Annotated in this window: 13 protein-coding genes; 10 read left to right on the top strand and 3 right to left on the bottom strand. The window is 71.8% G+C overall.

From position 1 onward, the window contains the following. Positions 1-7 precede the first annotated feature (7 nt). Positions 8-1,384 (top strand): aldehyde dehydrogenase family protein, encoded by a 1,377-nt coding sequence (locus tag OG214_RS31205; RefSeq protein ID WP_363080694.1) that lies wholly within the window; start codon positions 8-10, stop codon positions 1,382-1,384. 6 nt (positions 1,385-1,390) lie between these two features. Beyond that, on the top strand, positions 1,391-2,182 hold the full coding sequence (locus OG214_RS31210) for a 3-oxoacyl-ACP reductase (RefSeq protein WP_363080695.1): 792 nt from the start codon (positions 1,391-1,393) through the stop codon (positions 2,180-2,182). A 119-nt stretch (positions 2,183-2,301) separates the two neighbouring features. On the opposite strand, the gene OG214_RS31215 is transcribed toward OG214_RS31210, so the two are convergent. Next, positions 2,302-3,504 carry an amino acid deaminase/aldolase gene (locus OG214_RS31215; protein ID WP_405986603.1) on the bottom strand — a complete coding sequence of 401 codons (1,203 nt, stop codon included), beginning with the start codon at positions 3,502-3,504 and terminating at the stop codon, positions 2,302-2,304. 867 nt (positions 3,505-4,371) lie between these two features. Here OG214_RS31215 and OG214_RS31220 point away from each other — a divergent pair. Continuing rightward, positions 4,372-5,160, top strand: a complete 789-nt coding sequence (locus OG214_RS31220; protein ID WP_383033707.1) for a hypothetical protein — start codon at positions 4,372-4,374, stop codon at positions 5,158-5,160. A gap of 122 nt (positions 5,161-5,282) precedes the next feature. Continuing rightward, positions 5,283-6,440 (top strand): type VII secretion-associated serine protease mycosin, encoded by a 1,158-nt coding sequence (mycP, locus tag OG214_RS31225; protein WP_405986604.1) that lies wholly within the window; start codon positions 5,283-5,285, stop codon positions 6,438-6,440. Here mycP and OG214_RS31230 read toward each other — a convergent pair. After that, entirely contained in the window at positions 6,406-7,050 is a 645-nt protein-coding gene (locus tag OG214_RS31230) for a serine hydrolase (protein WP_405986605.1), read from the bottom strand. The genes mycP and OG214_RS31230 overlap by 35 nt on opposite strands. Positions 7,051-7,171: 121 nt before the next feature. On the opposite strand from OG214_RS31230, the gene OG214_RS31235 reads away from it, so the two are divergent. Next, the gene (locus tag OG214_RS31235; RefSeq protein ID WP_405986606.1) at positions 7,172-7,903 is read left to right on the top strand and encodes an SseB family protein; all 732 of its coding nucleotides are present in this window, start codon (positions 7,172-7,174) and stop codon (positions 7,901-7,903) included. Positions 7,904-7,962: 59 nt separating this feature from the next. Here OG214_RS31235 and OG214_RS31240 read toward each other — a convergent pair whose 3' ends face one another. Next, positions 7,963-8,325, bottom strand: coding sequence for a DUF1844 domain-containing protein (locus tag OG214_RS31240; RefSeq protein WP_363080701.1), 363 nt, complete (start codon positions 8,323-8,325; stop codon positions 7,963-7,965). 473 nt (positions 8,326-8,798) lie between these two features. On the opposite strand from OG214_RS31240, the gene infC reads away from it, so the two are divergent. The 5 genes from infC (at position 8,799) to OG214_RS31265 (ending at position 12,991) form a co-directional block, all read left to right on the top strand. Continuing rightward, positions 8,799-9,461 carry a translation initiation factor IF-3 gene (infC, locus tag OG214_RS31245; RefSeq protein WP_363080702.1) on the top strand — a complete coding sequence of 221 codons (663 nt, stop codon included), beginning with the start codon at positions 8,799-8,801 and terminating at the stop codon, positions 9,459-9,461. A gap of 127 nt (positions 9,462-9,588) precedes the next feature. Next, positions 9,589-9,783: a 50S ribosomal protein L35 gene (gene rpmI, locus OG214_RS31250; RefSeq protein ID WP_046504486.1), complete on the top strand. Its 195-nt coding sequence runs from the start codon at positions 9,589-9,591 to the stop codon at positions 9,781-9,783. 102 nt (positions 9,784-9,885) lie between these two features. Then, positions 9,886-10,272: a 50S ribosomal protein L20 gene (rplT, locus tag OG214_RS31255; RefSeq protein WP_066950970.1), complete on the top strand. Its 387-nt coding sequence runs from the start codon at positions 9,886-9,888 to the stop codon at positions 10,270-10,272. A gap of 276 nt (positions 10,273-10,548) precedes the next feature. Then, positions 10,549-11,388 (top strand): TrmH family RNA methyltransferase, encoded by an 840-nt coding sequence (locus OG214_RS31260; protein ID WP_405986607.1) that lies wholly within the window; start codon positions 10,549-10,551, stop codon positions 11,386-11,388. Between the two features lie 514 nt (positions 11,389-11,902). Continuing rightward, on the top strand, positions 11,903-12,991 hold the full coding sequence (locus tag OG214_RS31265) for an ATP-binding protein (RefSeq protein WP_365900657.1): 1,089 nt from the start codon (positions 11,903-11,905) through the stop codon (positions 12,989-12,991). Positions 12,992-13,071 lie beyond the last annotated feature (80 nt).

Below are 13,071 nucleotides of genomic sequence, written 5' to 3' on the forward strand. Positions count from 1 at the left end.
GAACGACGTGCACACACACCACGCCGCCGGACATCTTGTCCTCAACCCGGCCACCGGGGAGACCGTCGCCACGGTCCCGGCGACCACCCCGGCCCAGGTCGACACGGCCGTACGACGGGCCGCGGCGGCCCAGCTCCGATGGGCGGCCCTGGCCCCCGCCGAGCGCGCACGGCTGCTGCGCCGGTTCGCCGTCGTCGTCGACGAGCACAACGAGGAACTGGCCCGGCTGGAGGTCGGCGAGGCGGGTCACACCCTCGGCAACGCCCGCTGGGAGGCCGGCAACGTCCGCGATCTCCTCGACTACTGCGCCGGGGGAGTGGAGCGGCTGAGCGGCCGGCAGATCCCCGTGGCCGGAGGACTCGACATCACCCTGCTGGAGCCGCTCGGTGTCGTCGGGGTGATCGCCCCCTGGAACTTCCCCATGCCGATCGCCGCCTGGGGCACGGCCCCCGCCCTGGCCGCGGGCAACGCCGTACTCCTCAAGCCCGCCGAGACCACTCCGCTCACCGCGCTGCGGCTGGCCGAACTCGCCCTGGAGGCAGGGCTTCCCGAGCATCTCTTCCAGGTCCTGCCCGGCGCCGGCGAGGTGGCGGGCAACGCGCTGGTCGAGCACCCCGGGGTCGCCAAGATCGTCTTCACCGGCTCCACCCGTGTCGGCAAGCAGATCATGGCCAAGTGCGCCGCCCTGGTGAAGCGCGTGACCCTCGAACTCGGCGGCAAGAGCCCCAATATCGTCTTCGCCGACTCCGATCTCGAACAGGCCGCCGCCACCGCCCCGATGGCGTTCCTCGACAACGCCGGCCAGGACTGCTGCGCCCGTACCCGGATCCTCGTTCAGCGCGATGTCCACGACCGGTTCCTGGAACTGCTCGCCCCGGCCGTCGAGTCGGTCGTCGTCGGCGACCCGTCCGACGAGAGGACCCAGATGGGCCCGCTGATCTCGGCGGTCCAGTTGGAGCGCGTGCGGTCGTATGTCCCGGAGGGCGTCAAGGGCATCCGCGGGAGCGCCCCCGGCGGCCCCGGTTTCTGGTTCCCGCCGACCGTCCTCACCGATGTGGACCCGGACTCCCCGGTCGCCACCGAGGAGGTCTTCGGACCGGTCGCCGTCGTCCTGCCCTTCGAGGACGAGGAGGACGCCGTCCGGCTGGCCAATGCCACCGACTACGGTCTCGCCGGCTCTGTCTGGACCCGCGATCTCGGCCGTGCCCTGCGTGTCTCGCGCGGTGTCGCCGCGGGCAATCTGTCCGTCAACTCCCACAGCAGCGTCCGCTACGGGACTCCGTTCGGCGGCTACAAACAGTCCGGACTCGGCCGTGAACTGGGCCCCGACGCCCTCGCGGCCTTCACCGAAACCAAGAACGTCTTCATCAGCACGGAGGCCTGAGCCATCATGACCGCCCCCACGAACGACACCGTCTGCCGCCGCCTGGTCGGCCGTACCGCAGTGATCACCGGAGCCGGCAGCGGCATCGGGCTGGCCACCGCGCGCCGGCTCGCCTCCGAAGGAGCGCACATCGTCTGCGGAGACATCGACGAGAGCGCGGGCAAGGCCGCGGCCGACGCGGTCGGCGGGACCTTCGTACGGGTCGATGTCACCCGTGCCGACGAGGTCGACACGCTCTTCAAGACGGCGTACGACACCTATGGCAGCGTCGACATCGCCTTCAACAACGCCGGTATCTCACCGCCCGAGGACGACTCGATCCTCACCACGGACCTCGACGCGTGGAAGCGCGTCCAGGACGTCAACCTCACCTCCGTCTATCTCTGCTGCAAGGCCGCCATCCCCTATATGCGGCGCCAGAAGAAGGGGTCCATCATCAACACGGCGTCCTTCGTGGCACGGATGGGCGCGGCGACCTCGCAGATCTCCTACACCGCCTCCAAGGGCGGGGTCCTCGCGATGTCCCGTGAGCTGGGAGTGCAGTTCGCCCGTGAGGGGATCCGGGTGAACGCACTGTGCCCGGGGCCGGTCAACACCCCGCTGCTCCAGGAGCTGTTCGCCAAGGACCCGGAGCGGGCCGCGCGCCGGCTGGTGCATATCCCGGTCGGCCGGTTCGCCGAGGCGGACGAGATCGCGGCGGCGGTCGCCTTCCTCGCCAGTGACGACGCGTCCTTCGTGAACGCCACTGACTTCCTGGTCGACGGCGGTATCTCCGGGGCATACGTCACCCCGCTCTAGATCATGCCCACGACCAGGATTACGACCAGGACCACGACCACGAATTGAGCTGAGCCGAGCCGAGCCGGTTCCGTCCCCCTCCCCACAGAGAGGGACGGAACCGCGCCCGTCACGCGACCTCAGAGGAACGTACGGCCCTCGCCCCGGTATGTCGGTGCGGTCGCCACCACGCGGTCGCCCTCCACCAGGTGCAGGGTGTCGAACCGCTCGCACAGCTCACCGGCCTTGGCGTGCCGGAACCAGACCTTGTCGCCGATCAGCAGATCGTCGGCCGCCGATCCGAGCAGCGGCGTCTGCACCTCACCGGCGCCCTCCTGCGCGTCGTAACGGAGCCCTTCGGGCAGATACGGCACCGGCAGCCGGTCCGGGCCCGCCGCCCCGGACGCCGGATAGCCACCGCCGAGCACGGTCACCACACCGACGCCGGGCCTGCGCACGACGGGCTGGGCGAAGAGCGCCGCCGGACGGCCCGTGAACGATGTGTAGTTGTCAAAGAGCCGTGGAACATAGAGCCCGGAGCCCGCGGCGATCTCCGTCACTGCATCCTCGGCGGCGGTGTGCTGCACACTGCCCGTGCCGCCGCCATTGACGAACTCCAGCTCCGGGGCGACGGTCCGTACGGCACGCACCACCGCGGCGCGCCGCTCCGTCAGCTCTTTGCGGGCCGTGGCCTGCATCAGCCGGATCGCCCGCGAGCGCAGCGGCCGGCCTGCCAGGGCGTCCCCTACCCCGGCGATGTGGCCTTCGTAGGCCATGAGCCCGACCAGCCGGAATCCGGGGCGCCGGGCTATCAATCTGGCCAGCTCGGCCAGTTGGGCCGGCTCGCGCAGCGGGGAACGTCGTGCACCAATCCTGACCCGGCCGCCGAACAGCCGCAAGGCCGTGTCCAGTTCCAGACAGATCCGGAATTCTTCCTTTCCACCACCGCGTGCCGCGTCGATCAGATCCAGCTGCGCCGGGTCGTCGATCATCACGGTGACGGTGGAGGCGAGCTTGGGATCGGCGGCCAGTTCCGCGTAGGCCGCGCGGTCGGCCGAGGGATAGGCGAGGAGCACGTCCTCGAACCCGGCACGCGCCAGCCACAGCGACTCGGCGAGCGTGAACGACATGATCCCCGCGAAGCCCTCGCGGTCCAGCACCCGTTCGAGCAGTGCCCGGCAGCGGACCGACTTGCTGGCCACCCGGATCGGCTTGCCCCCGGCCCTGCGTACGAGATCGTCGGCGTTGGCGTCGAAGGCGTCGAGATCGACTAGAGCGAGAGGGGCGTCGAGATGAGCGGTGGCCCGGTCGTACCGGGCCCGGTCGGTGGAGCGCGGTGTCATGCGCAGAGCTTGCCAGACCTGATTACCGCACGGTAGGGGGATGATCTGGGCAGATCGCCCCGGGCCTCGGCGCTCGTTCCCGCCGGGCCTGTCCGAGCCCGTAGAGTGACGCACACGCGGCGGCGAACGGGCCTGTCCCGTACGGCGGGACCGGTGTGCGCGGGACCGATGCGCGTGCGGACCGGCGCGCGCGAACTCCGGTGTGCGGTGGACCGGTGGCGGTGGACCGGTTCTCCGTGGGGCGGTCCGAGGCGGATGAGTCTGTACGGCGTCACAGGGGGGCGGATGAGCACCGAAGCACGACGCCCTCCCGTACCACCACGTCCCACGGCGCCTCCGGCCCAGCCCGGCCAGGCCGCCTCCGAGAGCGCTCCGCCCGGCAGGCCCGCGACACCTCCGGAGCCCGCGCGCACGGAGATCCCGCGTACCGAAGCCTCGCGTACCGATATTCCGCGCACGCCGGCCGTGCCCACGGCCCCACGTGTCCCCGACGCCCCGCTGCCGCCGACGCGGCCGCCCGGCCCGCCACGGATACCGCCGCCGCCGTCGAGCCCGCCGACGGCCACCGCCCGTACCGCCCCCCGTACCCCACCACCACCGCCGCAGGCCGCCCCGGCCCCGGCGACCGGTGTCCCACGGCCCCGTGGCGCGGGCCGCCCCGTCGCCGAACCTCCCCAGGACGAGATCACCACCAGACTGCGGGTCGTATCCCCGGGTCCGACCCCGCCGACCTCGCCGCCCCCGCCGACCCCGTCATGGGTCCCGCCCCTCGGCGGCAGCGGTACCGGAAGCTTCGGCGGAATCGGGACAGGAATCGGGACCGGAGCGGGAGCCGGTGCCGGCCTCGTGCCGGGGCCGGAGTCCCCGATGGAGACCACCACCCGGCTGCGGCTCGTGCCCGCCAGGCGCCCCGTCAGAACGGCCGCCGCCGTCACCTGTGTCGTACTCGGCCTCGGGCTCATCGGAGGCGCCGTCACCGGCAGCTGGCTGACCGGGAATTCGGCCGCCGAACCCGCCGCCCGCGACACCTACACCAGCGCGCGCGCCCTCTGGCACAGCGTCCCCGTCGACACACTCTTTCCCCCCGCGCTCAAGGGCGACGGCGCGGGCCCCGGCGGCGCGGACCGCGAGTGGACCCGGCTCGGTGTCGCGCCCGACAGCGGATGCGCCGGCACCCTCGACCCCCTCCTTCTGGGCATCCTGCGCCCGGTCGGCTGCGCGCGCGTGCTGCGTGCCACCTACGCCGACGCCACGTCCACCAGCGTGACCACCGTGGGGCTCGTCTTCACCGACGCCGAGCCCGCCGGGATGGACGCCCTGAGCACCCGGTTCCGCACCGAGGGGCTCACCGGACGCACCGATCTGATGCCCCTGACCTTCCCCGTCGAGGGCACCGTCGCGGCCGGGTTCGGTCCCGCGCAGCGCGCGAGCTGGACGGTGAGCGTCCTCACCGAGGCACCCGTCGTCGTGTACGCCGTCTCCGGCTTCGCGGACGGACGTACCGTCACCACGCCCCAGCCCGTCGACAAGGCCACGGCCAAGGGCGCCACCTCCGCACCCGCGCAGGCCGGGCTCGGCCATGAGGCCAAGGGCATCGCGGACCGGATCGAGCGAGGACTGCGCACGACCTTGAGCGCGGACAGGTTGGTCCCCTGATGACACAGGCACCCGCACCGACGCCCGCACCGACGCCCGCAACGACGCCCGCACGGACCCCCCGGGCGTCCCGCGCACCTCGTACGTCCCGTGGCCCCCGCCGACGTCACCGACTCGCCGCCGTGGCCGCCGCCGCGTCCTTCCTGCTCGTCCCCGCCACCCCCGCACACGCCGATGCCATACGCGCTCAGCAGTGGGCCCTCGAAGCACTGCACACCGAGCAGGCCTGGCGCACCTCCCAGGGCAGCGGTGTCACCGTCGCGGTACTCGACACCGGCGTCGACGGCAGCCATCCCGATCTCGAAGGACAGGTGCTGCGCGGCAAGGATCTGATCGGTTTCGGCGCCACCGACGGCGACCGGTCCTTCGCCCGGCACGGCACCGCCATGGCCGGCATCATCGCGGGACACGGCCATGGGTACGAACGCTCGGAGGGCGTCCTCGGGATCGCGCCCGAGGCGAAGATCCTCCCCGTACGCGTGATCCTCGAAGGCACCGACCCCGCCCGCGCCAAGGCCCGTAACTCCAAGGGCGGCGCACTCGCCGAAGGCATCCGCTGGGCCGCCGACAACGGCGCCGACGTCATCAATCTCTCCCTCGGCGACGACAGCGAGTCGGCCCATCCGGAACCGGGCGAGGACGCGGCTGTGCAGTACGCGCTCGCCAAGGGCGCGGTCGTCGTCGCCTCGGCCGGCAACGGCGGCGAGAAGGGCGACCACATCTCGTACCCCGCCGCCTATCCCGGCGTGATCGCGGTGGCGGCCGTCGACCGCTACGGCACCCACGCCGCGTTCTCCACCAGCCGCTGGTACGCCACCGTCAGCGCGCCGGGCGTCGACGTCGTGATAGCGGACCCGGACCGCCGCTACTACGAGGGCTGGGGCACCAGTGCCGCCGCCGCGTTCGTCTCCGGCGCCGTCGCGCTCGTACGCTCCGCGCACCCCGATCTCACCCCCGCCCAGATCAAGAAGCTCCTCGCGGACACCGCGCGCGACGCCCCCCAGAATGGCCGTGACGACGCCAGGGGGTACGGGCTCGTCGATCCGGCCGCCGCCATCGAGGCCGGCGCCGATCTGCCGCGTACGAATCTGAAGGGCCAGGCCACCGGGTACGGCAAGCGGTACTTCGGCGGCGGGCCCGCCGTACCGCGCGCGGAGCCGGAACCGGCCGCCTGGCTCGCCCCGACGGCCGGCGGGATCGGCGCGGTGCTGCTGGCCTGCGCGGTGGTGCTCTGGCGCGGCGGGGTCAGACGCTCCGGCGCATACGGCGTACGGCACTGACGGCGGCCGTCTCGACCCGGACGATCCCCGCGTCCAGGGACGTATGCCCGTCGGAGAGCACGGCGATCAGACAGCCGTCCGCGCGCCCGACCGAATGGACCACCCACAGACCGCTCGCCGTCCTCGGCAGCCAGCCGTTCTTCAGCGCCCAGCCGTCGCCCGCGGCCGACACGCCCCAGTCCTGTCCCGGTACCACCCGCTCCATCAGCTCCGTGACGAACCGGCGCGAGCGCGCGTCCAGCACCGAACCGGTACGGAACACGGCCTTCAGAAGCGTGAGCTGATCGCGCGCGGTGGTCCGGGTCAGTCCCCAGGCGGGCGCCGCCGAGGTCCGCGCCATCCCGAGCCGCGCGTACGCCGAGTCCAGCGCCGCCACCCCGCCGGCCGCCGCGCGCAGCGCCGTCGCCGCGTCATTGTCGCTGCGCTCGATCATGACCGCCGCGAGCCGCCGCTCACCGGCCGTCAGCCACCGTCCGGCGTCCTGGGCCCGCAGCAGCAGCGCCGCCAGGATCGCCGGCTTCGCCACGCTGGCGCAGACATAGGTACGGTCCTCGCCGTACGCCGCCTCACGCCCGTCGGCCATGTCGTACACCGCGACGGAGAGATCCACCGGACGACCGTACGTCCCCTCCCGGACCAGGACGGACCAGGACGCACTGCGAGCGCGCGGGCCCTCCGGGTAGCCGGCGGGAGACCGGATCCACTCGTCCGGGCTCGACTAGGCTCGACGCGTGACGCTCAAGAACATTCCCGACTCCGGTTTCTCCGACGATGACGGCACCGCCGATCCCGCGCTGACGGCGGCACTCGCCGCCTGGGCCGCGGACCGGTCGGCGGAGCCACGGGTCCTCGGCGCGCTCAGGGGCGCCCGGCTGCTGGTCCCCGTCGTCGCGGTGCTCGGTGAGACGGAGGAGGACGAGCGGGGGCTGCGTCATGAGAAGACCAGCGACATGGCCGTGCCGACGCTGACGGCGGGCGACCGGCGCGCGCTGCCCGCCTTCACCTCCACCGAGACACTGGCCCGCTGGGACCCCGGGGCCCGCCCCGTCGCCGTACCGCTGCACCAGGCGCTCCAGGCCGCCGCGCACGAGAAGGCCGACACGGTGGTGCTCGATCTCGCCGGGCCCGTGCCGTACCAGCTCACCGGAGCCGCGCTGCTCGCCCTCGCCGAGGGCCGTACCAGCACCGATCCACTCGACGACCCCGCCGTGACCGGGGCGGTGCGCTCCGTGGCCGCCGCCGAGCCGGCGGTGCTCCGGGCGTATCTCGGTCCCGGCAGCGCGGACGGCACCCTCGCGCTGGTCCTGGACCCGGCCGCGCCCCCGGCCGAGGCGGCCCGCAGGATCGCCGGGGCCCTCGCCGCCGACACTGTGCTCAGGGCCCGCCTGGTACGCGGACTCGACCTGGCTCTGCTGCCGGCCGAGGCCACCCCGCCGGGCGAGCCCCTTTTCGTACGCGGATGAGTCTCCGTGGGTGAGTCTCCGTGGGTGAGTCCCCCACGGGGACGGACGAGGGAGCGGAATCAGCCGTAGACCGGGCCCGTGTACTTCTCGCCGGGGCCCTGGCCCGGCTCGTCCGGCACGACCGACGCCTCGCGGAACGCGAGCTGGAGCGACTTCAGCCCGTCCCGCAGCGGCGCCGCGTGGAACGAACTGATCTCCGTCGCACTCGCGTCCATCAGCCCGGCCAGCGCGTGGACCAGCTTCCGCGCCTCGTCCAGGTCCTTGTGCTCGTCACCGTCCTCGGTCAGACCGAGCTTCACGGCCGCCGCGCTCATCAGATTCACCGCGACCGTGACGATCACCTCGACGGCGGGAACCTCCGCGATGTCGCGGGTCATGGCGTCGAAGCCGGGGGACTCTTGGGGGGAGGTGGCGTCACTCATGCCCCATACGATAGGCGTACATGACGCGGGCTCCGCCCGTGGGAGCCGGTACGAGCCGGTACAAGGCGGTACGGGCCGACACCGGCCGACATGAGCCGACGGGGCCCGAGGCCCGCGGAACCGGTCCGGGGAATCGATCCGGTGATTCGGCCCGCGGCGGTCACAGGGTTCGCACCATCCCCGGGGAACTGCTAACCTTGTGTTACGACCGGCCGGACATCCTTATGCCCGGCCCACAAGTGGAGGCTCCGCTCTCCCACCTGGCTGCCCCTGAGGGGCGGCGGGTCACCGGTCAGGTGGTGCCCATCGTTCCGTACGGACGATGGAGCCACCCGACGCGCCCCGTGGTACGTGCACGGCGGTGCTCCGGTAGTTAGAAGGAGCCCTGCCTGTGTGCCGTCCGGGGCATTTTTCGTGTTCCGCCGCGGTTGGTCCTATGAAACAGACGTTACGCGGCTGTCTGCCAGACAGTCGTGTGGTGCTACCGAGGAGGATCCATCAGCGCCGAGCCCCGCATCAACGACCGGATTCGCGTTCCCGAAGTGCGACTTGTCGGTCCCAGTGGCGAGCAGGTGGGCATCGTGCCGCTTGCCAAGGCCCTGGAGCTTGCGCAGGAGTACGACCTGGACCTGGTCGAGGTCGCGGCGAACGCCCGTCCGCCCGTGTGCAAGCTCATGGACTACGGGAAGTTCAAGTACGAGTCGGCCATGAAGGCCCGTGAGGCGCGCAAGAACCAGGCGCACACGGTCATCAAGGAGATGAAGCTCCGGCCCAAGATCGACCCGCACGACTATGACACCAAGAAGGGTCATGTCGTCCGGTTCCTCAAGCAGGGCGACAAGGTCAAGATCACGATCATGTTCCGTGGTCGTGAGCAGTCCCGCCCGGAGCTGGGCTTCCGGCTGCTCCAGCGGCTCGCGTCCGACGTCGAGGAACTCGGCTTCATCGAGTCGAACCCGAAGCAGGACGGCCGGAACATGATCATGGTTCTTGGCCCGCACAAGAAGAAGACCGAGGCCATGGCCGAGGCCCGTGAGGCGCAGGCCGCACGCAAGGCCGAGCGCCAGGGCGGCACGCACGAGGAGTCCGCGGACACCATCGCGGAGACTCCGGCCGAGGCATCGTCCGAAGCGTGATCCAAGGGGTGCCATCCAGGCGGCCCACGGCTCCGGTCCGGAACCACACACCAGAGATATGACGCTCCCGCGCGGTCGGCTGGCCACAGTCGGCTGGGAGCGCCACTGACGAGGAGAGAACGGCGCTATGCCGAAGAACAAGACGCACAGCGGTGCCAGCAAGCGCTTCAAGATCACCGGCTCCGGCAAGGTGCTGCGCGAGCGGGCCGGCAAGCGCCACCTGCTCGAGCACAAGTCGTCCAAGCTGACGCGTCGCCTCACCGGCAACGCCGAGATGGCCCCGGGCGACGCCAAGAAGATCAAGAAGCTTCTCGGCAAGTGATGTCGCCGCCCCCGGTGACCGGGGGCGCGACAACAGGACCGGGACCCATTCGTTTCCGGGCCGTGTGAGTCCAACCACGGCCCCGCTACAAGGAGTTAACACGTGGCACGCGTCAAGCGGGCAGTCAATGCCCACAAGAAGCGCCGGGCAATTCTGGAGCAGGCCAGCGGTTACCGCGGCCAGCGCTCGCGCCTGTACCGCAAGGCGAAGGAGCAGGTCACCCACTCCCTCGTCTACAACTACAACGACCGCAAGAAGCGCAAGGGCGACTTCCGTCAGCTCTGGATCCAGCGCATCAACGCCGCTGCCCGCGCCAACGGCATCACGTACAACCGCTTCATCCAGGGGCTGAAGGCCGCCAACGTCGAGGTGGACCGCAAGATCCTCGCCGAGCTGGCCGTCAACGACGCCGGTGCGTTCGCCGCGCTGGTCGAGGTCGCCCAGAAGGCCCTTCCGAGCGATGTCAACGCCCCGAAGGCCGCTGCCTGATCTCCGTCAGGCCGTCTCTCCTTCACCCGGACCCGCAGGCACCGCGCCTGCGGGTCCGATGTGTTTCCGGCCGCGTACGTGCCCCGATGACCCACCTGTGCATCCGCACCCGTACGACCCCGCACCCGTACGACCCCGCACCCGTACGACCCCGCACCCGTACGACCCCGTACGCGTACGACCACGACCCCACGACCCACCCGTACGAGCCATCCGTACGAGCCATCCGTACGAGCCATCCGTACGAGCCATCCGACGAAAAGCGAGCCGCCGCCCATGGGCACCCCCGAGCTGATCTCCCCGCGCTCCCCGCGCGTCACGGCCGCCAAGAGGCTCGCCAAGCGCGCCTTCCGCGGCAAGGAACGCCGGTTCATCGCCGAGGGGCCGCAGGCCGTACGGGAAGCGGTCGCCCACCGGGGGGCCGGCGGCGAGCCCACGCTGACCGAGCTGTTCACCACGGTGGAGGCCGCCGAGCGGTACGCCGACATCGTCGACGCGGCACGGGCCACCGGGGCCCGGGTCCACCACGCGCCCGACACGGTGCTCGCGGACGTCTCCCAGACCGTGACCCCGCAGGGGCTGCTGGGCGTCTGCCGTTTCCTCGACTCGCCGTTCGAGGACGTCCTGCGTGCCCGGCCCCGGCTCGTCGCCGTACTCGCCCATGTCCGCGATCCCGGGAACGCAGGTACGGTGCTGCGCTGCGCGGACGCGGCGGGCGCCGACGCCGTCGTCCTCACCGACGCCTCCGTCGACCTCTACAACCCGAAGTCGGTACGCGCCTCGGCCGGCTCGCTCTTCCATCTGCCGGTCGTCGTCGGAATCCCGGTGGAACAGGCGGTCCGCGGGCTCCAGGAGGGCGGCGTCCGTATCCTCGCCGCCGACGGCGCGGGCGAGAACGACCTGGACGACGAGCTGGACGCGGACACCATGGGGGGACCCACGGCCTGGATCTTCGGCAACGAGGCATGGGGGCTGCCGGCGGAGACCCGTGCCCTCGCCGACGCGGTGGTGCGGGTACCGATCCACGGAAAGGCGGAGAGTCTGAACCTGGCGACCGCCGCGGCCGTATGTCTCTATGCCTCGGCACGCGCCCAGAGAGTTCTCCGCGTGCGCTGAGGGGGTCCGCTCCGTCACATTGAGCTAGTAATGTTGCGGCTTCGGGGCCCACTGAGCTACGCGGAAGAGGTGGGATGCGGGCATGACTGTCGGGGCGAGTGGACCCGCCGTGGTCCAGGGACCTTTACCGCGCGCGGTCTCCGATGCCGCCCCGGAGCGGGTGGCGGACCACGACGGCGATGCGGTGCCCGCCCCTGACACCCCGCTGCCCGCTCCTGACGGCTCCCCGGCGCCCGCGCCCGGTGGCACCCCGGAGACCCCCGGTGGCACCCCGGAGACCGCGCCCGCCGAGACTTCGCCCGCTGACACTCCGCACGCCGAGACTTCGCACGCCGAGACCCCGGCGTCCCCGGCGTCCCCGGCGTCCGGCCCGGAAACCGACGCCCGCGCGTCCGTGCCCGGCGTGGCGCCAGAAGCCGCGCCGGACGCCGTCCCAGAAGTCGAGCCCGGCGCCGCGCCGGACGCCGTGCCCGAGGCCGTGCCCCCGTCCGCGGCCGCCGGGACGCTCGGGTGTGTGATCGGTTCCGCGGGCGGTGGTGACGCGGCGGTGGTCGATCCCGACGAGCTGCCCGACGGTCTGGTCGTCGCCGACGAGAGCGGGCGCGTCGTCTGCTTCAACGCCGCCGCCGCGCGTATCACCGCCGTACCGCTCTCCGAGGCCCTCGGCCGGCCGCTGGAGCTCGCGCTGCCGCTGGAGGATCTCAAGGGCCGCCGCTGGTGGGCGCTGACCGATCCGTACGGCGGGCTCGCCACCCGGGTCGGCCAGCCCGAGCGCAATCTGCTGCTGCCCGGCGGCCGTGAGGTGCTGGTCTCGGCCCGTTATGTGCGCGCGTATCCGACCGGCCCCGTCCGCCGGCTCGTCATCTCCATCCGCGGTACGGAGGCACGCCGGCGTACCGAGCGCAGCCACGCCGAGCTGATCGCCACCGTCGCCCATGAGCTGCGCTCCCCGCTCACCTCGGTGAAGGGGTTCACGGCGACGCTGCTTGCCAAGTGGGAACGGTTCACCGACGACCAGAAGCGGCTGATGCTGGAGACCGTCGACGCCGACGCCAACCGGGTCACCCGGCTGATCGCGGAACTGCTCGACATCTCCCGGATCGACTCCGGCCGGCTGGAGGTGCGCCGTCAGCCGGTCGACATCGCCGCGGCCGTCGGACGCCATGTCCAGGCGCACACCGCGGCCGGACAGTCGCCGGACCGGTTCCTCGTACGGATCCAGCAGCCGCTGCCCGATCTGTGGGCCGATCCCGACAAGATCGACCAGATCCTCGGCAATCTCCTGGAAAACGCGGTGCGCCACGGCGAGGGAACCGTCACCATCGAGGTGGCCGCCGCGTCGCTCCAGCGCGAGGCGAAGACAGAGAAGGGAACGTCCGTGACCGTGTGCGACGAGGGTCCCGGAATCCCCGAGGAGTCGATGGGGCGTGTCTTCACCCGCTTCTGGCGCGGGAGCAAACGCGGCGGGACGGGCCTGGGCCTGTATATCGTCAAGGGCATCGTCGAGGCGCACGGCGGGACGATCACCGTCGGCCGTGGACCCGGCGGCGGCGCCCAGTTCCGGTTCATCCTGCCCGTCGGCGCCCCCGCCTACCTGAAATAGGATCTGTCGCGAAGCGTCAGGCAGGGCGGTGGCGGGCCGCGGGCGGGCCCGAGCGGCCCATGGGCCACTTCACCTTCGTA

The organism is Streptomyces sp. NBC_00872 (assembly GCF_045161915.1).
Lineage (GTDB): Bacteria > Actinomycetota > Actinomycetes > Streptomycetales > Streptomycetaceae > Streptomyces.

Bases quoted from the DNA above. Each gene is read 5' to 3' on its own strand.
- OG214_RS31240 (WP_363080701.1), bottom strand. From the start codon at position 8,325: ATGAGTGACGCCACCTCCCCCCAAGAGTCCCCCGGCTTCGACGCCATG.
- OG214_RS31260 (WP_405986607.1), top strand. From the start codon at position 10,549: ATGGGCACCCCCGAGCTGATCTCCCCGCGCTCCCCGCGCGTCACGGCC.
- OG214_RS31220 (WP_383033707.1), top strand. From the start codon at position 4,372: ATGGAGACCACCACCCGGCTGCGGCTCGTGCCCGCCAGGCGCCCCGTC.
- rpmI (WP_046504486.1), top strand. From the start codon at position 9,589: ATGCCGAAGAACAAGACGCACAGCGGTGCCAGCAAGCGCTTCAAGATC.
- OG214_RS31210 (WP_363080695.1), top strand. From the start codon at position 1,391: ATGACCGCCCCCACGAACGACACCGTCTGCCGCCGCCTGGTCGGCCGT.
- OG214_RS31215 (WP_405986603.1), bottom strand. From the start codon at position 3,504: ATGACACCGCGCTCCACCGACCGGGCCCGGTACGACCGGGCCACCGCT.